Here is a 21,499-nt window from a genome sequence, read left to right on the forward strand (position 1 = left end):
CGATGAATAGTTTTATACCGCTTTTCGTCTCTCCGCGCCTGACCGACGCTCTAACACCTTGGGTAGCTCATGACAGTCTTTTCGTCGCTCCTTCTTACTCTTCCTCTCATCTAGGCTCGACTCTATCTTACTGACCATATCCTTTGTTAACGCCGTTTTTTCATCGACCATGATGTTATTCCTCCCTGTTAAATCGCTTCTCCTCACCCGCCGTGATAGCAGCGAGCTATGTGCAGCGTAGTTCAGAATAACAGTTTCCGCCAAGCTATCTTTCCTACTACCCCGTATAGAAGCCCGTATCGCATTTTTAAAGCAAAAAAAAGCCGCACCCTAGTGCGGCCGGTAAACGCTCAAACTCTATTTAGCGGTGGCAATCCGTGCACGTTCTTGCTCAACAAGGAAGTCGACAACTTCAAGCATCTGCTTCTGACCACCCGCCATGCCGGCGCTCACTCGATAGCGACCATTGACGTTCATCTCAGGCGTACCCTCGATCTTTGCCCCTCGCGCCCTCGCGTCAGCTTGCTTAATTTGAGCGTTGATAGCGAAGCCGTTAAACGCTTTATCGAAGTCTGCCTCTGCAACACCATTAGTTATGAAGAACTGTTTCACCTCAGCTTCCGTCGCCAAGCCGCGGTGATTCGTCTTCAACGCCTCGAAAGCTTTATCATGCAACACACCGAGCTTATTCAGCGCCTGCGCGGTATAAAATATTCTCGCATGCAGTACCATCGGCTTGTTCCACATCGCTGGCGATGGACTCAATACCACATCATCTGCCAGCGTCTTTTCCCAGGCATGTAGAGTCGGTTCGAAACGAGCACAGTGCCCACAGCCATACCAAAAGAACTCAAATACCTCAATTTTCCCCTTACCCCTCGCGCTCTGCGAGATAGGTGCATCGAGTTTTACGTAATCTTTTCCTTCAACATAATCCGCTGCAAAGGCAAAAACAGGGGCCGATACGAGTATTACGGCAGCAATTAAGCGCTTGATCATTATTCTGCTCCAGAAGTTAACACAAACAATTCTTATCTTAAGAGATCAGACTACCGCAACTGCTAAGTAGTTCCACAATCTATACTTTTTATAATCTAACGACTATAAAAAAGGCGACATCAGCCGCCTTTTTTACGCTTCTCGAGACCTAGTGTAGACCTGAGATATAGTTCGCTACCGCCTTGATCTCGCGATCTGACAACTTACCTGCGACACCACGCATGATCATCGTATCACCATCATTGACTCGAGCCGCCGGATTCTTCGCATCGTCGTAACCCGTGCGGAACGCTATTAACTGCTTCTCAATATACTCGGCATGTTGTCCACCAAGATGAGGGAAACCGGCAGGTGCATTGCCCTTTCCTGTTGGTGAGTGGCACGCCTTACAGGCTGCCATGCCCTTTTCTAAACTACCAGACTGGAAAAGCTGCTCACCGAGTTCAAGATCATCCTTCTTCGCCTTATTGACAGTCACCTGCTGGCTGGCAAAATAAGCGGCAATATCAGCAATATCCTGTTCGCTTTTAGCATCGAGCTGCCCCATCATCATCGGTACGGGGCGAACACCAGACTTGATGTCGTGCATCTGCTTCTCTAGATAGCGGGCGCCTTGACCGGCAAGTTTCGGATACATCCCCATCGCGCTATTACCGTCGGCACCATGGCAGGCACTACAAGCCGCTGTCTGCGCTTTACCAGCTGCCGCGTCGCCTGCCGCATTAGCAAAACTGGTGGCCCCTAAGGTCATAAGTGCAATCGCTATGACTTTCTTCATATTCCAATCCGTATTTTTATTTGCCAGTAGACATATAGTTAATGAGTTTTTCGAAGTCTTCGTCGCTACAGTCTTGACACATCCCCATGGGCGGCATGGCATTAAGCCCTTTATGAACACTCTCTTTTAGTGCCGGCATGCCCTTTGCCAATCGGGGCGACCAGTCTTCTTGATGCGCAAACTTAGGCGCACCCGCGGCACCAGACCCATGACAGATAACGCAAGTCTTGTTATAAGTGTCGATCGTAGCCTGTTCTGCGGCCTCCGCACTCATAACAGTAAGCAACACCGAGGCCGCCAAGACTATTTTTCTCATACTTTCCCCCAAACCAGACAATACTGGTCACCTGCGTGATAAAATGACCACATCAAAATTGCCGCTATTATATACAAGTCAGCCAGCAACTGGAACTTTCCTCAACTGCTCGCACGTCTCGGAAGCCATAAAATGTCAGAAATTCGCTTTGAAAGCGCACAGTTTACCACCAGCGCCGCTAAATTATCCCAGTGCCCAGACGAGGTGGGAGCCGAGGTCGCCTTCGCCGGCCGCTCTAATGCTGGTAAGTCCAGCTCGATCAATACCTTGACGCACAACAAAAAGCTGGCCCGCATCAGTAAAACACCGGGCCGTACTCAACTAATTAACTTCTTCGACCTCGGTGGCAACAAGCGCATCGTCGACCTACCCGGCTACGGCTACGCCAAGGTACCTGCTCGTATGAAAATCGAGTGGCAGCGGCACATGGAGGAGTACCTCAGCGAACGACAAAGCTTGCGTGGTCTCGTCCTCGTCATGGATTGTCGCCACCCCCTACAGACCTTTGATGTGATGATGCTTGAGTGGGCGCAAGAGTCTGAGATGCCGCTGCATATATTAATGACTAAAGCCGACAAACTAAAGAAGGGGCCGGCCAGCAAGCAACTGCTTACCGTCAAAAAAGAGCTCGCACAATACGGTGACCTAGTCTCTGTACAGCTGTTCTCCTCACTGAAGCGTGATGGCTTAACCATCCTCAAGAATGTACTCAACCAGTGGCTCGATACCTCACAAGATGAAAATGACGAGCTAATCATTGAGCAGATAGATAAATAGCGGGCAAAAAAAAGCCGACAACAGCTGTTGTCGGCGTAATAGCGTCGCTGGCTAGGGGACCAGCAATCACTAGACCATGGAATGAGTAAATAGAAAACATATTCACTACTTCAATAGACCGTGCTCTTGTCTGCTTAGTTCCCCAAACTCAAAAAAACTTTTACTTCATCATCTGCTCTAGCCAAGCCTGCTGTTCAGCTTCTAAATAGAGCATTTCCTGCAAATCTGCCGCCCAGTCATTATCAGTCGACAACTGCTTTAACATGAAGGCGGACAACACCCTTAGTGCATCGATCTCGCTCCAAATAGTGATGTTTAGACAACGCCAATGATTGCTATCGCGAGACTTAGGTGAGTCAAGCTGTTGCCGACATGTCGCACAGATAAATAAGCAGTGGCTGTACTGCGGTGTACTGGGTACCGGGGCAACTTCGTATATACTTAGTGCGACTCCGGTTGCCGCACAGATCTCGCAGCTTGCCCCACTCCTCCGCGTCAAGTCTTTGCCAAATAGTGAGAGCTCAGTGTGACGCAACGCATGTTTATTTCGAGCTGTTGACATAGCACATACCCTTATTAGGCGACAAGGCGCATGATGCGCGGTCCCCAAACGATCAAACAATTGCCAACTATATCAGACTAATCCATATCTTTGGCAACCGCGACAGAGCATAGAGATAAACGACTACTCGCTCTGTCTACGATTAAACCACACAGGAAAGTAACGGATGGATATACTCAATACGGCAGTCAACAGTCTTAGCGGAATAGTCTGGGGTTACGTCCTCATATACCTTCTAGTCGGCGCAGGCATCTTCTTCACCTTCGCCCTAGGCTTCATTCAGTTTCGTAAGTTTGGCACCATGTGGGGTCTACTCTCAACCAGTGGTGACAACGGTGACGGCCAGAGTATTTCTTCGTTCCAGGCCCTCGCCACCGGCCTCGCCGCCCGCGTCGGGACCGGCAACATGGCCGGTATCGCCGTCGCCCTAACCCTCGGTGGCCCCGGCGCCATTTTCTGGATGTGGATGATGGCCCTAGTCGGCATGGCCACCGCCTTCATCGAAGCCGCCCTCGCGCAGGTCTTCAAGCAAAAACAAGAGTCAGGACAGTTTGTTGGTGGTCCAGCCTACTATATGGAAAAAGGGCTCGGCCAACGCTGGATGGGGCTGCTCTTCTGCTTCTTCTTGATCCTTGCCTTCGGTTACATCTTCAACGCCGTACAGGCCAACACTATTGCCGAGGCGATGCACAACTCCTTCGAGATTCCCCGCTACCTTACTGGTGGCGTCCTCGTCGTATTAGCCGGCCTCGTTGTCTGTGGTGGCATCCGAGGCATCGCCAAATTCGCCGGCACGGTCGTCCCCTTCATGGCTATGGCCTACGTCGCCGTTGCCTTATATGTCATCGTCCTACACGTTGATCAAGTTGTCGATATGTTCTACCTGATCGTACGCAGCGCCTTTGGCCTCGAGCCCGCTCTCGGTGGTGCCGTCGGTGTCGCTATCATGCAGGGTGTCAAGCGTGGTTTGTTCTCAAATGAGGCAGGCATGGGTAGCGCGCCCAATATCGCCGCCGCCGCCGATCCCACACCTAGGCACCCAGGATCACAGGGCTTCATTCAGATGATCGGTGTCTTCATCGACACTATCGTCATCTGCTCATGTACAGCCTTCATTATCCTGCTTTCAGATACTTACTCCTACGACCCTAACAGCGCAATGGGCGGTATCGCGATCACCCAGAACGCGCTCAGCGCCAGCGTCGGATCTTGGGGCGGTATCTTCGTCGCGCTCTGCATCTTCTTGTTCTCTTTTACCTCGCTGGTCGCCAACTACTCTTATACCGAGGGCTGCATACGCTTTATCAAAGATAGCAAGACGACAGTCATGCTGTTCCGCGTTACCTTCCTAGCGATTATCGCCTGGGGATCGCTAGCAAAAATTGATATCGTTTGGCACATGGCCGACCTTGCCATGGGCCTGATGGCTATCGTCAACATCGCCGCAATCCTAATGCTGAGTAAGCTGGCCATCAAACTCTACAAAGACTTCAACCAGCAGCGCAGCGAAGGTAAGTCACCCACCTTCGACCCCGATATGTACCCTGAGCTCGAGGGTAAAATCGATACCAATGCTTGGCCAAAGCTCGACAAGTAGCTAGCGCCAGCGATAAAAAAAGCCTCTATTGAGGCTTTTTTTATCGCTGTAAAAACTAGTCGCGCTTAACAAGGCGCCGAAATTAGCTGCCCTGCCACTGCCGACAAAACTCATCCACCGCCTGCCAGCTACCGCGGAACACCACCTTATCGCTCTTCTTGCTCAACTGATAGTCATACATCGGATCATAGTACTCCCGCATCAGCCCCGACATCACCTCAACCAACAACTCATCTGTACGGTCGATATCACCGGCACTGACGGCCTCAGCTAATACGATACGCATCTTGTTATAACGCTCGCTCCCCAACCGCTTAGTGATTCTCGCCAGAGCCTCCAACAGCGAGTCACCAAACGCCTGCAGCCCTGCCTCTTTACCATAGAAGGCCTCGTACTCGGCGATAGAGTCATAAATATAGTCACGACGCAGATTCTCGATACGTTCCTCGAAACTCATGTCGACGACAACCAGCGGCGCCTCCTGCATCCGCTCACGCAACACCAGGGGGATGTTACAACGCCCCACCATCATTCCCTCATCCTCAACCACAAAACGCTGACAACCTGCCGCCTCACGCTTGATGAAGTCAATCGACAGGTTGTTCTCAAAATCGATCTGCTCCGGCTGACCGCCAGGACGACGCCCAAAGGCACTGCCACGGTGATTGGCAATACCTTCAAGATCCACCCCATTATCTAGGCCGATAATCATCGGGGTCTTCGCGGTGCCGGTCAAGCCAGTCACCCGCAGCAGGGGTGACTCGGTACTCAGACGGGCAAGCTCGTCGATCAAAAAACGTCGCATCGCCTTATAGCCGCCCTTGATAAAGGGGTAAGGGCGCGCCGCATCACTTAACCACTGCTGCGTCACCCGCGAACGTAACCCCCCCCGAAAACAGAACAAATAACCCTCGGGGTGAGCGTCGACAAAAGGCAGCCAAGCATCGATTCGGCTCTGCTGCACCGGTCGTGTCGCCAGCTTGTTGCCAAGCGCTATCGCCGCGTCCTGACCACGTTCTTTGTACTCGGTGCCAATCACATGACGCTGTTCATCGTCCAGTAACGGCAAGTTAACTGCTGCCGGAAAACTGCCTGCCAGGTGCTCAACTGGGGCACGCACATCCATCAACGGGATATCTTGTAAGAAAATACGGCGAAAATCATCGCTGTCTAAGCGAGTGCTATCTGTCACGGCTACAATCCTTCAATTACTAATATCATCATTCGCTGACCTGCAGGCGCTGCGGCTGCCCCGCCGTGGCGGTCAACTCGCCAAAACTGTGTAGCTCAATGCCCGCTGCGGCCGCTACCGCCACCACCTCATCGACGGCAGACGGCGCGACCGAAAGCAATAGTCCCCCACTGGTCTGAGGGTCGCAAAGCAGCTGACGCGCCCGCTCCGATAGAGCGCTAACACGATCGCCATAGCTCGCCCAATTACGCTCGGTACCACCCGGTACACAGCCTTGCTCTAAATAACTGTCGAGCACCTCCAGCCGAGGCACCTTAGCCATCTCGAGATGGGCATCGACAGCGCTGCCCTCACAAACCTCCAATAGATGCCCCACCAAGCCAAAGCCGGTAACATCGGTAATGGCGTTAACCCCCTCTAGCTCCGCCATCTTGCTGCCAATGTTATTCATCTGACACATTAAATCGATCGCGATATGCTCATGCTCCGGCAGCAGCTTCTTTTGTTTCTGCGCCGTCGTCAGCACGCCAATGCCCAGCGGTTTGGTCAAAAATAGGCGATCACCCGGCTGTGCACTGTCGTTGCGCTTGAGTTTTTCTAGGGCAATCGTTCCCGTCACCGCCAGACCGAAAATCGGCTCTGGGCTATCGATGCTGTGACCACCGGCCAGCGGTATACCAGCATCGAGACAAGCTTGGCGCCCACCTTCCACCACCTGCTGAGCCACTTCCGCCGGCAACAGATTAATCGGCCAACCTAAAATCGCGATCGCCATCACCGGCTTACCACCCATGGCAAAGATATCGCTGATGGCATTAGTCGCCGCGATACGGCCGAAGGTAAAGGGGTCATCGACAATCGGCATGAAAAAATCGGTGGTACTGATCACGCCCTGACCGCCGCCAATATCGAAGACCGCCGCATCGTCCTTGCTGTGGTTACCCACCACCAGCTTATCGGCTTGGGCAACCGGTAGCTGTGTTTTAAGGATGGTTTCGAGGACGTTAGGGGCAATTTTACAGCCACAACCTGCGCCATGACTATATTCGGTCAGCTTAACAGCGTTCATTTTTAGTTCCTAATTTCACGATTCGACCATATTAACTGAGTAAAGCCCTTTTTGCTTAACCAATAGCCTATTATAATTGGCTTTTAACCTCGCATTGCACGAGCACAATATAATGAAAAAAATACTTTGTCCGACAAAGGCTGAAGTGCTGCGCGCTATTTTTAGCATGCTGCTCAGCCTCTCTCTCTTCCTTGCCTACCTGACGATATCAGTCACCCCACACGCGGCTAACGCAGACGAGCCCCAAGTCTTCACCTTCACCGCCATCCCCGATCAAGACGCCTCGCAGTTGCGACAACGCTTCTCTGTCGTCGCCGACTACCTCAGCCAACAACTCGGTATGCCGGTCAAGTACATCCCCGTCAAATCCTATGCCGCCGCCGTCACTGCCTTTCGCAACAACCAAGTGCAACTCGCCTGGTTCGGCGGCCTCTCTGGCGTCCGCGCCCGCAGCTTAGTTGTCGGCTCCGAAGCTATCGCCCAGGGTATCGAGGACCCTCATTTTAAAAGCTACTTCATCGCCAATACCCGTACCGGCCTAAAGCCCAGCGATGACTTCCCCCTCGCGATGCTAGACCATACCTTTACCTTCGGCTCCAAGGGCTCGACCTCCGGGCGCTTGATGCCCGAGTACTATATTCGTCAAAACAGCCAACGATCCCCCGAAGAGTTCTTCAAACGAGTCGGCTTCAGCGGCGATCACAGCCGCACTATCGCCCTGGTCGAGGCTGGCAGCTTCGACATCGGTGCTGTCAATTACAAGGTTTGGGAGCGCGCCGTCGCCGAAGGTAAGGTCGACACTAAAAGAGTCGAGGTGATCTGGCAAACCCCCGATTACCCCGACTACCACTGGACCATACGCGGCGATATCGACAACCACTACGGCGCCGGCAGCGAACAGAAACTCCGTCACGCTTTGCTCAATATGAATCAGCCGGCACTACTCGCGGCCTTCCCACGCAGCGGTTTTATCGCCGCCAACAACAATGACTTCCAGCCAATCGAGGAAGTTGCTAGAGCGCTCGGCTTGCTGCGCCGATGAGGCAGCCACTATTAACGCTGCATATCGAGCGATTAACACAGGGCGGGCGGGCCGTCCTGTGCGATGTTGACCTGAAGATCTACCGGGGCGATCATATCGCCATCCTCGGTCGCAGTGGGGCCGGTAAATCAACGCTGTTACAACGTCTACAACGCTGTAACTCCGACGAAATCGCACTATGCCCCCAGCGCAACGGCCTCGTCGAGGCGCTGAGTAGCTATAACAACATCTATATGGGCGGCCTTGATCGCCACCCCTGGTGGTACAACCTACTCAACCTGCTGCGCCCCTGGGCACGCAACCGGCGACAGATTGGCGATATCTGTCGACTGCTCGGCATCGAACAACAGCTATTGCAATCCGTCGACCAACTCTCCGGGGGGCAGCGTCAACGCGTTGCCATCGGCCGCGCACTGTACCAAGACAGGCCAATATTCTTCGGCGATGAGGCCGTCGCCAGTGTCGACCCGGTGCAGGCTAAGCAGTTAATCGACACCATTCAACAGCGCCACCACAGCACCGTACAAGTACTGCACCAGCGGCCCCTAGCACTCGCCTGCAGTAATCGCATTATTGGCCTGAAAGACGGTCGCATCTGTATTGATGCCCCCACAGATCAGCTCACCATCGACGATCTTACCGAGCTCTACCTCTGATGAGCGACTTAGCAAGCTCAATAGCACAGCCCAAAAAACGAAACTCCACCGGTAAGAAGTTCCGCAATATCAGCCTTGTCATCGCCCTACTCGGCCTATACGCCATTGTGACGGGAGATTTCACCCTCTACCATACCGAACCAGACCTCGTCTTACAGCGCATGTTGAGTGGCGTACTGCATCTCGACTTTGGCCGCGGCCAAGAGCTCTTCGAAGCTGTTACCTACACCATCGCCTTCGCTGTGCTCGGAGTAGGGGCCGCAATTATCCCAGGCTTCATACTTAGCCTCTGTTACCAGTTTGCCGCAATACGTGTCATCTGCGGCTTTGGTCGCGCCGTCCACGAACTCTTCTGGGGGCTATTGTTTCTACAGGTATTTGGCTTGAGCACGCTGACCGGCATACTGGCGATCGCCGTCCCCTTCAGCTGTATCTTCGCCAAGGTCTACAGCGAACAAATGGCCGCCCATAGCAAACACTGTTACCAGCCTGCCGGCGATAGGGTCTCAGTACTCGTTTACAGCCGCCTCGCCGCCAGCTGGCAAGCACTGCGTCACTATAGCCGCTATCGCTTCGAATGTGGTCTGCGCAGCGCCACACTGCTCGGCTTCATCGGCCTACCTACGATCGGCTACGCCCTCGACACCGCACTCAAGCAACAACAATACGATCAGGCGATGGCGTTGTTATTCACCTTCTACCTGCTCTCCGCCAGCATTCGTTACTGGTTACGGCCGATGACGCTGCCGATATTACTCTTTGGCTCATTACTGCTATTGCCATCCACCAGTACATTGCAGAGCTCAGGGCTATGGTCTTTCATCAGCCACGACTTGCTGCCCTACCCACTGCAGCAAGGCATCAGCCTCGAGAGTTTATCCGGGACCTTAAGCTGGTGCTGGACGCTGCTTGAGAGCGTCGGTTTCAAAGCTATCGTCAACACCCTCCTGCTCACCTGCGCTGCGACCCTCGCCAGCGGGGTACTGTGTTTGCTGTTATTCCCACTGGCAGCGAGCCGCTCGAAACTCGCTCTCATCGGCAAACCACTACTGGTCATGCTGCGGGCAACACCGGAACTGTTACTCGTCTTCATTGTGCTACTGATCACCGGTCCCTCGATGCTGCCGGCTCTAATCGCCCTAGCACTGCACAACGGCGCGCTGCTGGCCTTTCTGCTGGCCAAGCAGCTCGACAACACTCCGGCACCACCTCTTGCTATCAGCGGCTGCAACAGCTGGGGCTACTTTTGGTTGCCAAAGCTCTACGGCGCCTTCCTCAGCCTATTGCTCTATCGAAGTGAAAACATTTTGCGTGAATCCGCAATCGTCGGCATGGTCGGTATCGCCACCCTCGGTTTTTACATCGATAGCGGCTTTGAGGACCTACAGGTTGATGTCGCCTTCTTCTTCATCATCATCACCGCCGGCCTCACCCTAATGGTCGATTATTGCTCACGCGGCATTCAACGCTACACAGGTATCCGCTCTTGAGCGGCTCAGCAGGGTTTATTCAGCATAAGAACACTGCTAATTTAGCCAATAAATAATAAATAGAAGACAACAGCATGATCAACGAACACTCCGTCTACTCCGACCAAGTCACTATCAATGCTCCCGTTAGCTTGGTCTGGCAGATCCTTATCGATTTCGACAACTACCAGCGCTGGAACCCCTTCTGCCCCCAGCTAATCAACAAGTCGCTGGCCATCGGCGAAGCCGTCGATATGCAAGTAGAGCTTGGCCACGGCTTACAGCAGCAAGTTGAGTATATCGAGAACATCGAGAAGGAGAGAGAGATTTCCTGGAGCATGACACAACAGGACAAGAGTGTCTTATATGCCCGCCGTACTCAAAGCCTCAGCGCCATCACTAGCAATAGCTGTGACTATCTGTCGGTCGACTACTTTGAGGGAGCGCTACGCGACAGCATACTCAGGCAACATGGCCAGGCGATAGAGGATGGTTTCAACGCCTGCGCCTACGGACTAAAGGATTATGCGGAGGCCGCCTACCGGCACAGCCTCCATGCCGAGCTAGAAGGTCAGGCCGAGTAAAGCAGGCGCTGCATTAGCGGCTGCGCCTCGAACTCTTTCAACAAATTCGGCCACGGCAAACACCTGCCGTGATTGACCGCGAGGCTGAGTGAAGAGATCACCGAGTGCTGCCAGGCCTCTAACTCTTGCGCGGTCCAAGCCGTCGAGGGGGTGGCCCTCTGATAGAGGGTAATCAACAGGCTCATCATCTGCGACTCGATCTCCACGATGCGTGCACGCCCCTCGGCCAGCCCCTCACACACCTTCGCGGCAAGACTGCCAACCCAGCCATCGACATCGAAAGAAAAGCCGTAGAGCTTGGCGTTGCGGCCAATCTGAAAGTCAAAGTTATGCTTAGGCGGCAGGCAGAATAGAGTGCAGGCAGGTAGATGATCGTAGTCCCACTGACCGCGTTGCTTATAGTTTTCCACCAGCATGAAACTAAAACAGTTAGCTGGGCTGGTAATACGCTTCTTCTCAACAAGGCCACAACTGGTATGAGCCAATAGCGTCGTACCAAGGCGACGGTGAACAATAGACTTCGGTTGCGACTCGCTATTATCTAGACGTTTGATACTCCAGCCACCGAAGAAATCTTCAGATGTCTGCTCTGGTACTACTATATCTGCTGTATCTATCAACACGTTAACCTCGATAATACGCGACTAACATACACTATTAGTCACTTTTAGAAGGAATTTAGCAGGCCGCATAAACTTCGACAACGCCCCTCTCAATTCGTCGCGAATTATTAACCAAAGGTAATATTAGTTCTCTGACACAGATTACTTTACTGGTCATTTACAGCCCATTTTCCCTGCTAATTCTCGCCAATTAGTGAGCCTGTTCCCAGTTTTCACCACAGCCGACGTCGACAATCAACGGCACCGACAGCGACACTGCACGCTGCATCACCGACTTGAGCTCGGCGCTCACCTGTTCAACTAACTCCGCCTTCACCTCCAACACCAGCTCATCGTGCACCTGCATAATAATTTGCGCATCAACCGCCTCATCACGCAGCCAACGATCCACATCCAGCATCGCCTGTTTAATAATATCCGCCGCCGTACCCTGCATCGGCGCGTTGATCGCAGTACGCTCAGCGGCCTGCTTACGCATGCCGCGAGCATTGATTTCAGGCAGATAGAGTCGACGCCCGCGCAGTGTTTCAACATAACCCTGCGCCTGCGCCTGGGCTTTAATGTCCGTCATGTACTGCTGCACACCGGGGTAACGCTCAAAGTAGCGCTCAATATAATCACCCGCTTGGCCGCGCGGAATATTCAGCTGTTTCGCCAAGCCGAAGGCACTCATGCCGTAGATCAGACCAAAATTGATTGCCTTAGCGCTGCGACGCTGATCATCACTCACCTCGTCGACATCAATAGCAAACACCTCGGATGCCGTCGCCCGGTGTACATCCAACCCCTTAGCGAAGGCACGCTGTAAGCCCTCATCACCGGATAGGTGCGCCATGATACGCAGCTCCACCTGCGAGTAATCCGCCGCGACTAACTGATAGCCGTCGCGAGCAACGAAAGCGTGGCGTATACGTCGCCCCTCACCGGAACGAATCGGTATATTCTGCAGATTTGGGTCGCTAGAGGAAAGCCGCCCCGTCGCCGTCACCGCCTGATGATAAGAGGTGTGAATACGCCCACTCGCCGCGCACACCATCTCCGGCAACTTATCCGTATAAGTCGACTTCAGCTTCGATAAGCCGCGATATTCAATGATCACCTTGGGTAGTGGGTAGTCGAGGGCCAGCTCGACGAGCACCTCCTCCGCCGTCGACGGCTTACCCTTCGGTGTCTTCTTGATCACCGGTAACTCGAGCTTCTCAAACAGTATCTCACCCAGCTGCTTCGGCGAGCCAAGGTTAAACTCTTGACCGGCGAGCTCATAAGCCTTCTGTTTCAGCTCTGCCATGCGTTCACCCAGCTGCTGGCTCTGGCGCAACAACATGTCGCTATCGATCAGCGTACCATTGGCCTCGATATCCCCCAGTAGCGCTAGCAACGGCATCTCTAGTTCACTGAACAGCGATAGCAGTTTCGGCTGCTGCTGAAGTTGTGGGTATAAAACATGATGCAAGCGCAAGGTAATGTCGGCATCCTCCGCCGCGTAGGGGCCCGCCATCTCAAGCGAGACCTGGTTGAAGCTGAGTTGCTTCACGCCCTTGCCAGCAATGTCCTCGTAGTGCGTCGTCTCCACCCCCAAGTATTTGCTGGCCAAAGCGTCCATGTTGTGTCGACTGCCCACCGAGTTCAACACGTAAGATTCCAGCATGGTATCGAAGGCGATACCGCGCAGCTCGATGCCATGGTTGCGCAGCACGTGTCGGTCATACTTCAGATTCTGCCCCACCTTGTGACAGTTTTCATCCTCGAGTAACGGCTGCAATTTGCCGAGCACCAGCTCTTCGCTTAGCTGCTCCGGCGCGCCAACATAGTCGTGGCCAAAGGGCACATAGGCGGCACAACCTTCCTCAACCGCGAAGGAGACACCGACAATGCGCGCCTCCATATAGTTGAGGCTGGTGGTCTCAGTATCGAAGGCAAACAGTGACGACGCCTTGAGCTTCGCCAGCCAGACATCGAACTCGGCTGCGCAGAGAATAGTCTGGTAGTCCGTCGTCGACGGGCCAGTCGGAAGGGCTATCGTCGATTCCTCACTAACGGCAGTAGTACTAGCGCTCGATTTGGCTTTTTTTGCTGCGGGCTGCTGCACCGCCGCCGGGTCATCCAGCTCCTTTACCCAGCTGCGAAACTCCAACTCCTCGAAGGCCGCGCGCAAAGCGACCTGGTCCGGCGACACCATCGCTAAGCTATCCGGCGTACAATCGAGCTCGACATCGCACTTAATCGTCGCCAGTTTGTAGGACATTTCGGCGTTATCACGCTCTTTCTCCAGCTTTGCCTTCATCGTCTTAGCGCCGCGGAAAGAGAGCTCCTTAATCGCATCGAGATTGGCGTAGATCTGCTCGAGACTACCGATACCCTGCAACAGCGCAGTCGCCGTCTTCTCGCCGACGCCAGCGACACCGGGAATGTTATCCACCTTGTCGCCCATCAACGCCAGAAAGTCGATGATCAGCTCGGGGCCGACACCAAACTTACTCACGACACCGGCGGGATCCATCACCGTATCGGTCATGGTATTAACCAGAGTAACGTGAGCATTAACCAACTGCGCCATGTCTTTATCGCCCGTGGATACAATCACCGGCATCTGCAACGCTGTCGCCTGTGCCGCCAGCGTGCCGATAACATCATCGGCCTCGACACCGGACTCCATAATAATCGGAAAGCCCATCGCCTTGATGATGCTGTGAATCGGCTCAATTTGGCTGCGCAAATCGTCCGGCATTGGCGGCCGTTGCGCCTTATACTGCGGGTACATCTCATCGCGAAAGGTCTTACCCTTGGCGTCAAACACCACCACACACTGTGAGCCGGGATGATCTCTCAACAACCGGCGCAGCATATTAATGACCCCCTTAATCGCCCCAGTGGCTTGGCCCTTGGAGTTAGTGAGCGGAGGAAGTGCGTGGTAGGCACGATAGAGGTAGCTTGAGCCGTCCACCAAGACCAGTGGAGCTTGCGATGTATTTTCCATGGGAGCCTGTCGATACTGTTGCATATTTAGCGGGGCTGCCGACACAATCGCCGCAGGGCCCCATATAGGTGGCGTTATTTAACCACAGTCTGCCACCGATTACCGATACCACTCGATGTATTTCAGCGTCGGCAGTCAGCCGGAGCTAAAACTACGGCTTTTACGACTAATATTATACGTTAAGTGCGTGTAAGATCGGTGCCCATTCTACAAGATGCCGTACACTAAAAGAGGTAAACATGGCCGTCTATACCGTTTTAGAAGCTGATTTCATTAGCGCTCTAGTCGCCCCCTATGGGGTTGGCCCCGTCAATGACTTTCAGGGCATCGGCGACGGCGTCGAGAACACCAACTACTTCGTCACCACCGATATCTCACAGCTCAGCAGTGAGAACTCGACGGCCACTGAGCGTCAGTTTGTGCTCACCGTATTCGAGGAACTGAAGCACAGCGATGTGCAATTTTACCTCGACTGGTTACACGCCCTCGATCAGGCCGGCGTCCCCGTGGCGGCAGCGCTAGTCGACAACCTTGGCAACAACCTGCAACAGGTCGAAGGTAAACCGGCAGCCCTGTTTCCCCGCCTGCAGGGCCGACACCTCGACACCCCCACACTCGCCCAAGCCCACTCCGCAGGGCAGGCAATGGCGAAGATGCACCTGGTCTCCCTCGATCATCACAGCCTGCACCATGACAGCCCGAAAGATTTCACCTGGGTTGAACATAACATCGAACAATTACTGAACTTTCTCAGCGCAGATGAAGCCGAACTGTTACAAGCGGCCTGGCAGCGCTGTAACGCCACACTACGCCAATATCAGCTACCTTCGGGCATCATCCACACCGACCTATTCCGCGATAACGCGCTATTTGTCGACGAACGACTGTCTGGCATCCTCGACTTCTACAGTGCCGGTAGCGGCCGCCTCAGCTACGATCTCGCGGTGATGGCCAACGACTGGGTAAGCGACGCCGACGGCCAGCTCAACGACGTCTTATTGACCGCCATGCTCAATGGCTATGACGAAGTTCGACCACGCAGCGCCGACGAGCAACATTGTTGGCCCGCGCTATTACAGGCCGCCGCCGTCCGCTTCTGGGTCTCGCGCCTCGTCGCCATCCACCTGCCCAGCATCGATCACCGTCCCGGCGCACTGATTCAGAGCAAAGACCCTGAACTGTACAAGCGCATCCTGCAGTATCGTCTGCAGCTATAACAACTACGCACAAAAAAAGGCGACACCGTTGAACGCTGCCGCCTTGTATCATCACCCCGTATTAGCGAGTGTTAGAAACAGCTCTGTAGCTGTCGCGAGACATCCTTAAAGAAGCCGACGTAACCCGCTTCCATCGGCTGTGCGGTTGCCAGTGGGTCGAGTTTCAACACCTTCAACTGATGCTCACCAAGTAGTGTCTGCACCGGCTTTAGCTTGAACTGTGGTTGCGTAAAGACGCAGATCTCACCGCTTCCATCCAGCTGTTGCTTCAGCGCCGCTCGGCTAGCTGCACCGATGACCTGCTCATTCTCACCGTAGAATGCCGCTAGCTGGTGCAGGCCATACTGCTCGGAGAGGTTACCGTAGGCGTCGTGCAAGGCGACAAAGTTGCGTGTCGTGCTATCGGCCAAGCCTTTCTTGAGGTCAGCATCCAGCTGAGCAATCTGCTGCTTAAAGCTCGCTAGACGCTGCGCAATCTCATCCTTATACTGTGGGTAGTCGTGGCTCAGGGTATCGGCTGCAGCCGTCGCCAGCGCCAGCGCCGTAATTGGGTTCATCCACAGGTGGCTACCACCCTTGGTCAGCGTTGGCTGAGTGGCAAAAGAGCTGGTCAGGTTAACCGCATTTGAACCGGCCGCCGCCTTCTGCATGATTGGCTCAAACTCTGCGCCCAACCAGAAGAAGTAGTTGCTTTCCTGTAACAGTTTACGATCCGATGGGCGCATATGATAATGATGCCCGCTATGGCCATCGCGTACGAGGTAGTTAACTTCAACCGCTTGCGGCGCTACGGCCTTGATAATCATCGCCATCGGCTTTACCGTCGTCATCACCGAATCGGCATATAAGGGTGCTGACAACACTGACAATAGCGCTACAGCGCCGGTCATTATTAGCTTCATCTTTTTCACAGGTATCATTTCGCTTATCTCTAAGAGTCAGTAAGTGTGATATTATAACATAATGGTTTAACCGAGCGACACCCTATGTCACTAGCATTTGAGCAACACAATCATCAACACTGTATTCACGACGCCCTAGCTGAAGCGAAGGCGCTCTGTGAGCAGCGTAAACTCAGGCTCACCAGCCTACGCGAGCAAGTACTTACGCTACTCTGGGGCAGCCACAAGCCTCTGGGTGCCTATGCCCTGCTAGAGATGATGCAACAGGCGCAGCAAGCGGCGGGCATTCACAAGACCCTCGCCCCTGCGACGGTCTATCGTGCCCTCGACTTCTTAGTCGACGAGGGGTTGGCACATCGCATCACCTCACTCAACGCCTTTATTGGCTGCTGCTCACCGAGCAGCGGTCACTCCAGTCACTTCTTTATCTGCAGCCAGTGCGAGAACGCCATCGAGATTACTAGTGCACCGATCTCTCAGGCCATCGCCAGCTGTGCCAGCGAAGCCAGCTTCCAAGTACACAGTGAATCCGTCGAGGTACTCGGTGTATGCCAACAGTGTCAGCAGGCAACATGACGCGCTTACTCGAGGCCAGGCAGCTCGGCTTTCGCGCCAACGAGCAACAGATTCTCAGCGATGTCGAACTGAGCATCAACCGCTCAGAGATCACCACCATCATCGGCCCCAACGGCGCAGGCAAGAGTACGCTACTGCGGCTGCTGCTCAACCTCAGTCAACCGACCAGCGGCAGCGTCTGGCGCAAGCCAGGCCTGGTGGTCGGCTATATGCCGCAGAAGTTGCAAATCAATCCACACCTGCCAATTACCGTCGAACGCTTCCTCAAACTCGCCGGCGCCAGCCGGCAAGCGATCGGCGCGGCACTGGAGAGAACCGGCGCCAGCAAGGTCATGCAGAGCCCACTGCAGAACATCAGTGGCGGAGAACTGCAGCGTGTATTGTTGGCGCGTGCGCTGTTGCGTCAGCCACAGTTGCTGGTGCTTGACGAGCCCGTGCAGGGAGTCGATGTAACCGGGCAAATCGAGCTGTATCAGCTCATTAAAACACTCCGCGATGAACTCGACTGCGGCGTCATCATGGTCTCCCATGACTTGCACCTGGTGATGGCCGCCACCGACACCGTTATCTGTCTCAATCAGCACATCTGCTGCCACGGCCACCCCGAGTCAGTCAGCAGCCACCCCGCTTATCTGGAGCTGTTTGGTCGCAAGCACAGTGAGGATCTCGCCCTCTATACTCACCACCACGATCACTGTCACGACAGTCATGGTGACATCATCGACGACGATCACTCCGAGTGTAACCATGATTGAGCTGCTACTCACCGCCACTACCGCGGCACTACTCTTAACCGCAATCTCCGGCCCACTCGGCAGCTTCGTCATCTGGAAGCGCATTGCCTACTTCGGTGACACCCTCGCCCACTCTGCACTGCTCGGCGTCGCCTTCGGCATCTGGTTCAATATCAACATCCAGCTCGCCGTCGTCGCCTACTGCCTACTGTCGGCGACGTTGCTGACTCGACTCAACCGCTCCAAACGCATCGCGCTAGATACCCTGCTCGGAATCCTGTCGCACGGGTCGCTCGCTATCGGCCTGGTTCTGCTCTCATTATCCGACAATATATTTATTGATATCAACGGCCTGCTTTTTGGCGACCTACTGGCCGTCGACACCACAGACCTCTATATCATCAGCGCTATCAGCGCCCTCGTCGGCGGTTTACTCTGTTACTACTGGCGACAGCTGTTATCGGTCACAGTGCACCCCGAGTTAGCCTGTGTCGAGGGCATCAACGTACCGCGCATGGAGCTATTGTTAATGCTCTGCCTCGCGCTTATCGTTGCCATCGGTATGCAGGTCGTGGGTGTCCTGCTAATCACCGCACTGCTCATCATACCGGCGGCGACCGCACGCAAATTCGCCGAGACGCCGGAGCAGATGGCCATCTATGCCATCGGCTTCGGTGCCATCGCCGTACTACTAGGCATGACCCTATCCGCCACCGCAGACAGTGCCGCAGGCCCCTCTATCGTCACTGCCGCCACGCTGTTATTCCTGCTCACGCAGGCGCTTCCAAACCGCCAATAAGCAGCTTAGCTGTCGTAACGGTACTCATATTCAGCGCGAATGGAACGATAGAGTAACCGTAACTTCCCGGCTTCGAAGGGCGGTAATAACAACGCATGATAATCACCACGCGGGTTGATCAGCGCTATATTAGCGCTGTGATCGACCCAGTATTCTCCCGGACGCTCCGTTAACCGCTTATTAAACGCCGCATTGAGGGCATTAGCCGTCCGATAGACATTGAGAAAGTCGCCGGTAATGGCGATAAACTGCTCATCAAAATAAGCCATATAGGGTGCCAGCTGCTGTGGCGTATCCCGGGCCGGATCCACCGTCAACAGCACCACCTGCAGGTCCTCAGAGAAACGCTCACCCTCGATCATCTGGGTAAAGCGCTTCAGCGTTGCCAACGTCGTCGGACAGACATCGGGACAATAGGTATAACCAAAGAACACCAGCGACCACTGCCCCTCAAGACGGCTGCGGTCAAAGACCTCTCGGTGTTGATCCGTCAGCCCCTGTAGTGCGAAGCGACGGGCCGGCTGCAACACCACAGCCCCATTATTACGCAATTCCGCTTCGCTCATCAGCCGCGGTGCCAAGATCTTATTCACCAGCAAGCCGAGCAAAACGACGATCGACAGCAGCGCTGCAACAATGGTATTTCTCACCCCCCTGTGCATCGCTTTCATCGGCTGAGCCCTGCCGTCGCCATTGGGAACAACTGATGATCGACCAGCATCAGGATAAACAACAGTGTCAGATAGGTGATCGAGTAACGAAAGGTTGCCATCGGCCATTTCTTATCATCACCCAAAAACACCTGCAGCGCGTAATACAGAAACAATATGCCGAGAATAACCGCTGCCGCCAAGTAAAGCGGACCGCTCATCGCAGTAACAAAAGGCAGCAAGCTGACCACAAAGAGAATAACGGTATAAAGCAAAACACTGAGCCGCGTATAGGGAATGCCGTGAGTCACCGGCAACATCGGCACATCGGCGCGGGCATAATCATCATAGCGGGCAATCGCCAGCGCCCAGAAGTGGGGTGGCGTCCAGGCAAAGATAATCAGCATCAACAGCAGCCCATGCCCATCGACTCGCCCCGTCACCGCAACCCAACCCAAAAGCGGCGGCGCCGCACCAGCCAAACCGCCAATCACGATATTTTGTGGCGTCGCATGCTTAAGGAACATGGTATACACCACCGCATAACCGATCAGCGAAGAGAACGTCAACAGTGCCGTCAACGGATTCACCCATACGACCAACAGCGTCATCCCCAGTACCGCCATCAACAACGAGAAAATAAGGGCCTGCCGCGGCCCTACTCGGCCACTCACTACCGGTCGCTTATGGGTACGCGACATCAGGCGATCGATGCGCGTATCGACCACATGATTAATCACCGCGGCACTGGCGGCACACAAACCAATGCCAAGATTACCGCATAAAATCACCTGCCAGGGCACAGCACCCGGCACAGCCATATACATGCCGATTAATGACGTCAGTACCAACAACAACACAACTTTCGGCTTACACAGCTCAATATAATCCGCCGTAATATTTTCTGCCGCCGACGGCTTCACCGCTACCTGCTTGTTCATGCCAATCCTCCCTCTCTGACTTTCTGCAATTGATAGTTCAATCCCACCATCGCCACCAACAGTAGAGCCGCTACGAGGTTATGCAAAACTGCAACCGAAACGGGGAACTGGAAATAGACATTCGCTAAACCGAGTAAAAGCTGGGTAAATAACAATAACAACAGCAGCACACCGAAGCGCCGCCCATAAACGGTGCTCGTTAGAAACAGGCGAATAGACAGCATAATCACGACAATACTCGTCAACACGGCACCGATACGATGCATAAAATGAATCGTAACTCGCGCATCGTTGTCCATCACCCCGCCGAGGTAGTTAGGGCCAACCGATTGCGTAAGATTAAAACCCTGTTGAAAGTCCAGTGTCGGTAGCCAGCGCCCCTGACAAGTTGGTAAATCAGGGCAGGCAACCGCCGCATAATTTGATGTCGTCCAGCCACCCAACACGATTTGCATAAACACCACCAACAAAGCCAGTGCCGCAAGTAAGCGTAGCGGTTTATAGCGCCCAATAGTCTCCTTACTCACTCGCCATGGCCGCGCACGCAGGCGCAACAATAACAGCCATAACGTCGCCAAGGTGATAAAACCACCGAGTAGGTGCAACGTTACTACCTGCGGCCACAGCTTCAAGGTAACCGTCCACATACCAAACACCCCCTGTATTACCACCACGGCGAATAATAACCTCGCATGTTTCACCAGCCGCTGCATACGCCGATCTTTAGCTGTAGTAATCGCCAATAAAATTAAAATTACGACGATACCCAGGCTGCTAGCAAAGTAACGATGAACCATTTCAGGCCACGGTTTACCCGCCTCAACAGGCATCTCAGGGTAGGCCGCATTAGCTGCGGCAATATCTCGCTCGCTGCTCGGCCAGCTAAAATGCCCATAACAACCAGGCCAGTCCGGGCAGCCAAGACCGGCATCCACAAGGCGAGTAAACGCCCCCAACATGATAACCATCAGCGTCAAAAAACAGGCGAAAGCAACGATAGCATTAATTTTATTTTCTTTTTTCATGCCAACAAAACCCT

Annotated in this window: 23 protein-coding genes; 10 read left to right on the plus strand and 13 right to left on the minus strand. The window is 54.0% G+C overall.

Translation table 11 applies throughout. The features are described 5' to 3' along the window. Positions 1–12: 12 nt before the first annotated feature. The 4 genes from EDC56_RS19650 to EDC56_RS15700 form a co-directional block, all read right to left on the minus strand. Positions 13–171: a hypothetical protein gene (locus tag EDC56_RS19650; protein WP_162844215.1), complete on the minus strand. Its 159-nt coding sequence runs from the start codon at positions 169–171 to the stop codon at positions 13–15. Between the two features lie 186 nt (positions 172–357). Continuing rightward, on the minus strand, positions 358–999 hold the full coding sequence (locus tag EDC56_RS15690; RefSeq protein ID WP_123713520.1) for a thiol:disulfide interchange protein DsbA/DsbL: 642 nt from the start codon (positions 997–999) through the stop codon (positions 358–360). 148 nt (positions 1,000–1,147) lie between these two features. Further along, complete coding sequence (locus EDC56_RS15695; protein ID WP_123713521.1) at positions 1,148–1,777, minus strand: c-type cytochrome; 630 nt, start codon at positions 1,775–1,777, stop codon at positions 1,148–1,150. 16 nt (positions 1,778–1,793) lie between these two features. Then, on the minus strand, positions 1,794–2,093 hold the full coding sequence (locus EDC56_RS15700; RefSeq protein WP_123713522.1) for a c-type cytochrome: 300 nt from the start codon (positions 2,091–2,093) through the stop codon (positions 1,794–1,796). Between the two features lie 132 nt (positions 2,094–2,225). Here EDC56_RS15700 and yihA point away from each other — a divergent pair, with 132 nt between their 5' ends. After that, entirely contained in the window at positions 2,226–2,870 is a 645-nt protein-coding gene (yihA, locus tag EDC56_RS15705; protein WP_123713523.1) for a ribosome biogenesis GTP-binding protein YihA/YsxC, read from the plus strand. 160 nt (positions 2,871–3,030) lie between these two features. On the opposite strand, the gene EDC56_RS15710 is transcribed toward yihA, so the two are convergent. After that, on the minus strand, positions 3,031–3,432 hold the full coding sequence (locus tag EDC56_RS15710; protein ID WP_123713524.1) for a phnA protein: 402 nt from the start codon (positions 3,430–3,432) through the stop codon (positions 3,031–3,033). A 166-nt stretch (positions 3,433–3,598) separates the two neighbouring features. On the opposite strand from EDC56_RS15710, the gene EDC56_RS15715 reads away from it, so the two are divergent. Next, on the plus strand, positions 3,599–5,029 hold the full coding sequence (locus tag EDC56_RS15715; RefSeq protein WP_123713525.1) for an alanine/glycine:cation symporter family protein: 1,431 nt from the start codon (positions 3,599–3,601) through the stop codon (positions 5,027–5,029). Between the two features lie 82 nt (positions 5,030–5,111). Here the strand turns inward: EDC56_RS15715 and mnmH are convergent, their stop codons facing one another. Then, complete coding sequence (mnmH, locus tag EDC56_RS15720) at positions 5,112–6,221, minus strand: tRNA 2-selenouridine(34) synthase MnmH (RefSeq protein WP_123713526.1); 1,110 nt, start codon at positions 6,219–6,221, stop codon at positions 5,112–5,114. Between the two features lie 28 nt (positions 6,222–6,249). Continuing rightward, positions 6,250–7,290, minus strand: coding sequence for a selenide, water dikinase SelD (gene selD, locus EDC56_RS15725; RefSeq protein ID WP_123713527.1), 1,041 nt, complete (start codon positions 7,288–7,290; stop codon positions 6,250–6,252). A 112-nt stretch (positions 7,291–7,402) separates the two neighbouring features. Here selD and EDC56_RS15730 point away from each other — a divergent pair, with 112 nt between their 5' ends. The 4 genes from EDC56_RS15730 (at position 7,403) to EDC56_RS15745 (ending at position 11,041) form a co-directional block, all read left to right on the plus strand. Then, entirely contained in the window at positions 7,403–8,332 is a 930-nt protein-coding gene (locus EDC56_RS15730; RefSeq protein WP_245980719.1) for a putative selenate ABC transporter substrate-binding protein, read from the plus strand. Beyond that, a complete protein-coding gene (locus tag EDC56_RS15735; RefSeq protein WP_123713528.1) occupies positions 8,329–8,988 on the plus strand; it encodes an ATP-binding cassette domain-containing protein in 660 nt (219 codons plus the stop codon). The genes EDC56_RS15730 and EDC56_RS15735 overlap by 4 nt, the downstream gene beginning before the upstream one ends. Next, on the plus strand, positions 8,988–10,478 hold the full coding sequence (locus EDC56_RS15740; RefSeq protein WP_123713529.1) for a PhnE/PtxC family ABC transporter permease: 1,491 nt from the start codon (positions 8,988–8,990) through the stop codon (positions 10,476–10,478). Before EDC56_RS15735 ends, EDC56_RS15740 begins: the two co-directional genes overlap by 1 nt. A gap of 74 nt (positions 10,479–10,552) precedes the next feature. Then, entirely contained in the window at positions 10,553–11,041 is a 489-nt protein-coding gene (locus EDC56_RS15745) for an SRPBCC domain-containing protein (protein ID WP_123713530.1), read from the plus strand. Here the strand turns inward: EDC56_RS15745 and EDC56_RS15750 are convergent. Further along, positions 11,029–11,661, minus strand: a complete 633-nt coding sequence (locus EDC56_RS15750; protein ID WP_148059434.1) for a hypothetical protein — start codon at positions 11,659–11,661, stop codon at positions 11,029–11,031. The two genes, EDC56_RS15745 and EDC56_RS15750, sit on opposite strands and share 13 nt — an antisense overlap. Positions 11,662–11,854: 193 nt before the next feature. Continuing rightward, positions 11,855–14,641: a DNA polymerase I gene (polA, locus tag EDC56_RS15755; RefSeq protein WP_211333728.1), complete on the minus strand. Its 2,787-nt coding sequence runs from the start codon at positions 14,639–14,641 to the stop codon at positions 11,855–11,857. 239 nt (positions 14,642–14,880) lie between these two features. Between polA and EDC56_RS15760 the strand changes: the two genes are divergently transcribed. Beyond that, positions 14,881–15,858 carry a homoserine kinase gene (locus EDC56_RS15760; protein WP_123713532.1) on the plus strand — a complete coding sequence of 326 codons (978 nt, stop codon included), beginning with the start codon at positions 14,881–14,883 and terminating at the stop codon, positions 15,856–15,858. Between the two features lie 71 nt (positions 15,859–15,929). On the opposite strand, the gene EDC56_RS15765 is transcribed toward EDC56_RS15760, so the two are convergent. Further along, positions 15,930–16,778, minus strand: coding sequence for a metal ABC transporter solute-binding protein, Zn/Mn family (locus EDC56_RS15765; protein WP_123713533.1), 849 nt, complete (start codon positions 16,776–16,778; stop codon positions 15,930–15,932). Between the two features lie 66 nt (positions 16,779–16,844). Here EDC56_RS15765 and EDC56_RS15770 point away from each other — a divergent pair, with 66 nt between their 5' ends. The 3 genes from EDC56_RS15770 to znuB are packed head-to-tail and all read left to right on the plus strand — an operon-like array spanning position 16,845 to position 18,869. Continuing rightward, positions 16,845–17,336 (plus strand): Fur family transcriptional regulator, encoded by a 492-nt coding sequence (locus EDC56_RS15770; protein WP_123713534.1) that lies wholly within the window; start codon positions 16,845–16,847, stop codon positions 17,334–17,336. After that, entirely contained in the window at positions 17,333–18,091 is a 759-nt protein-coding gene (gene znuC / locus EDC56_RS15775) for a zinc ABC transporter ATP-binding protein ZnuC (protein ID WP_123713535.1), read from the plus strand. The genes EDC56_RS15770 and znuC overlap by 4 nt, the downstream gene beginning before the upstream one ends. Then, entirely contained in the window at positions 18,084–18,869 is a 786-nt protein-coding gene (gene znuB / locus EDC56_RS15780; RefSeq protein WP_123713536.1) for a zinc ABC transporter permease subunit ZnuB, read from the plus strand. The genes znuC and znuB overlap by 8 nt, the downstream gene beginning before the upstream one ends. Positions 18,870–18,874: 5 nt before the next feature. Here znuB and EDC56_RS15785 read toward each other — a convergent pair whose 3' ends face one another. The 3 genes from EDC56_RS15785 to EDC56_RS15795 are packed head-to-tail and all read right to left on the minus strand — an operon-like array spanning position 18,875 to position 21,485. After that, entirely contained in the window at positions 18,875–19,540 is a 666-nt protein-coding gene (locus EDC56_RS15785; RefSeq protein ID WP_162844216.1) for an SCO family protein, read from the minus strand. Next, positions 19,537–20,460 carry a heme o synthase gene (cyoE, locus tag EDC56_RS15790; RefSeq protein ID WP_123713538.1) on the minus strand — a complete coding sequence of 308 codons (924 nt, stop codon included), beginning with the start codon at positions 20,458–20,460 and terminating at the stop codon, positions 19,537–19,539. Before cyoE ends, EDC56_RS15785 begins: the two co-directional genes overlap by 4 nt. Then, positions 20,457–21,485 (minus strand): COX15/CtaA family protein, encoded by a 1,029-nt coding sequence (locus tag EDC56_RS15795; protein ID WP_123713539.1) that lies wholly within the window; start codon positions 21,483–21,485, stop codon positions 20,457–20,459. The genes cyoE and EDC56_RS15795 overlap by 4 nt, the downstream gene beginning before the upstream one ends. Positions 21,486–21,499: the final 14 nt, after the last annotated feature.

The sequence above is a fragment of the Sinobacterium caligoides genome (assembly GCF_003752585.1).
In the GTDB taxonomy this organism is placed as follows: domain Bacteria; phylum Pseudomonadota; class Gammaproteobacteria; order Pseudomonadales; family Sinobacteriaceae; genus Sinobacterium; species Sinobacterium caligoides.

Bases quoted from the DNA above. Each gene is read 5' to 3' on its own strand.
- selD (WP_123713527.1), bottom strand. From the start codon at position 7,290: ATGAACGCTGTTAAGCTGACCGAATATAGTCATGGCGCAGGTTGTGGC.
- znuB (WP_123713536.1), top strand. From the start codon at position 18,084: ATGATTGAGCTGCTACTCACCGCCACTACCGCGGCACTACTCTTAACC.
- EDC56_RS15695 (WP_123713521.1), bottom strand. From the start codon at position 1,777: ATGAAGAAAGTCATAGCGATTGCACTTATGACCTTAGGGGCCACCAGT.
- cyoE (WP_123713538.1), bottom strand. From the start codon at position 20,460: ATGAACAAGCAGGTAGCGGTGAAGCCGTCGGCGGCAGAAAATATTACG.
- znuC (WP_123713535.1), top strand. From the start codon at position 17,333: ATGACGCGCTTACTCGAGGCCAGGCAGCTCGGCTTTCGCGCCAACGAG.
- EDC56_RS15690 (WP_123713520.1), bottom strand. From the start codon at position 999: ATGATCAAGCGCTTAATTGCTGCCGTAATACTCGTATCGGCCCCTGTT.
- EDC56_RS15700 (WP_123713522.1), bottom strand. From the start codon at position 2,093: ATGAGAAAAATAGTCTTGGCGGCCTCGGTGTTGCTTACTGTTATGAGT.
- EDC56_RS15710 (WP_123713524.1), bottom strand. From the start codon at position 3,432: ATGTCAACAGCTCGAAATAAACATGCGTTGCGTCACACTGAGCTCTCA.
- polA (WP_211333728.1), bottom strand. From the start codon at position 14,641: ATGGAAAATACATCGCAAGCTCCACTGGTCTTGGTGGACGGCTCAAGC.
- EDC56_RS15715 (WP_123713525.1), top strand. From the start codon at position 3,599: ATGGATATACTCAATACGGCAGTCAACAGTCTTAGCGGAATAGTCTGG.
- EDC56_RS19650 (WP_162844215.1), bottom strand. From the start codon at position 171: ATGGTCGATGAAAAAACGGCGTTAACAAAGGATATGGTCAGTAAGATA.
- EDC56_RS15785 (WP_162844216.1), bottom strand. From the start codon at position 19,540: ATGAAAGCGATGCACAGGGGGGTGAGAAATACCATTGTTGCAGCGCTG.
- EDC56_RS15765 (WP_123713533.1), bottom strand. From the start codon at position 16,778: ATGATACCTGTGAAAAAGATGAAGCTAATAATGACCGGCGCTGTAGCG.
- EDC56_RS15760 (WP_123713532.1), top strand. From the start codon at position 14,881: ATGGCCGTCTATACCGTTTTAGAAGCTGATTTCATTAGCGCTCTAGTC.
- EDC56_RS15795 (WP_123713539.1), bottom strand. From the start codon at position 21,485: ATGAAAAAAGAAAATAAAATTAATGCTATCGTTGCTTTCGCCTGTTTT.
- EDC56_RS15740 (WP_123713529.1), top strand. From the start codon at position 8,988: ATGAGCGACTTAGCAAGCTCAATAGCACAGCCCAAAAAACGAAACTCC.
- EDC56_RS15735 (WP_123713528.1), top strand. From the start codon at position 8,329: ATGAGGCAGCCACTATTAACGCTGCATATCGAGCGATTAACACAGGGC.
- EDC56_RS15730 (WP_245980719.1), top strand. From the start codon at position 7,403: ATGAAAAAAATACTTTGTCCGACAAAGGCTGAAGTGCTGCGCGCTATT.
- yihA (WP_123713523.1), top strand. From the start codon at position 2,226: ATGTCAGAAATTCGCTTTGAAAGCGCACAGTTTACCACCAGCGCCGCT.
- EDC56_RS15770 (WP_123713534.1), top strand. From the start codon at position 16,845: ATGTCACTAGCATTTGAGCAACACAATCATCAACACTGTATTCACGAC.
- EDC56_RS15745 (WP_123713530.1), top strand. From the start codon at position 10,553: ATGATCAACGAACACTCCGTCTACTCCGACCAAGTCACTATCAATGCT.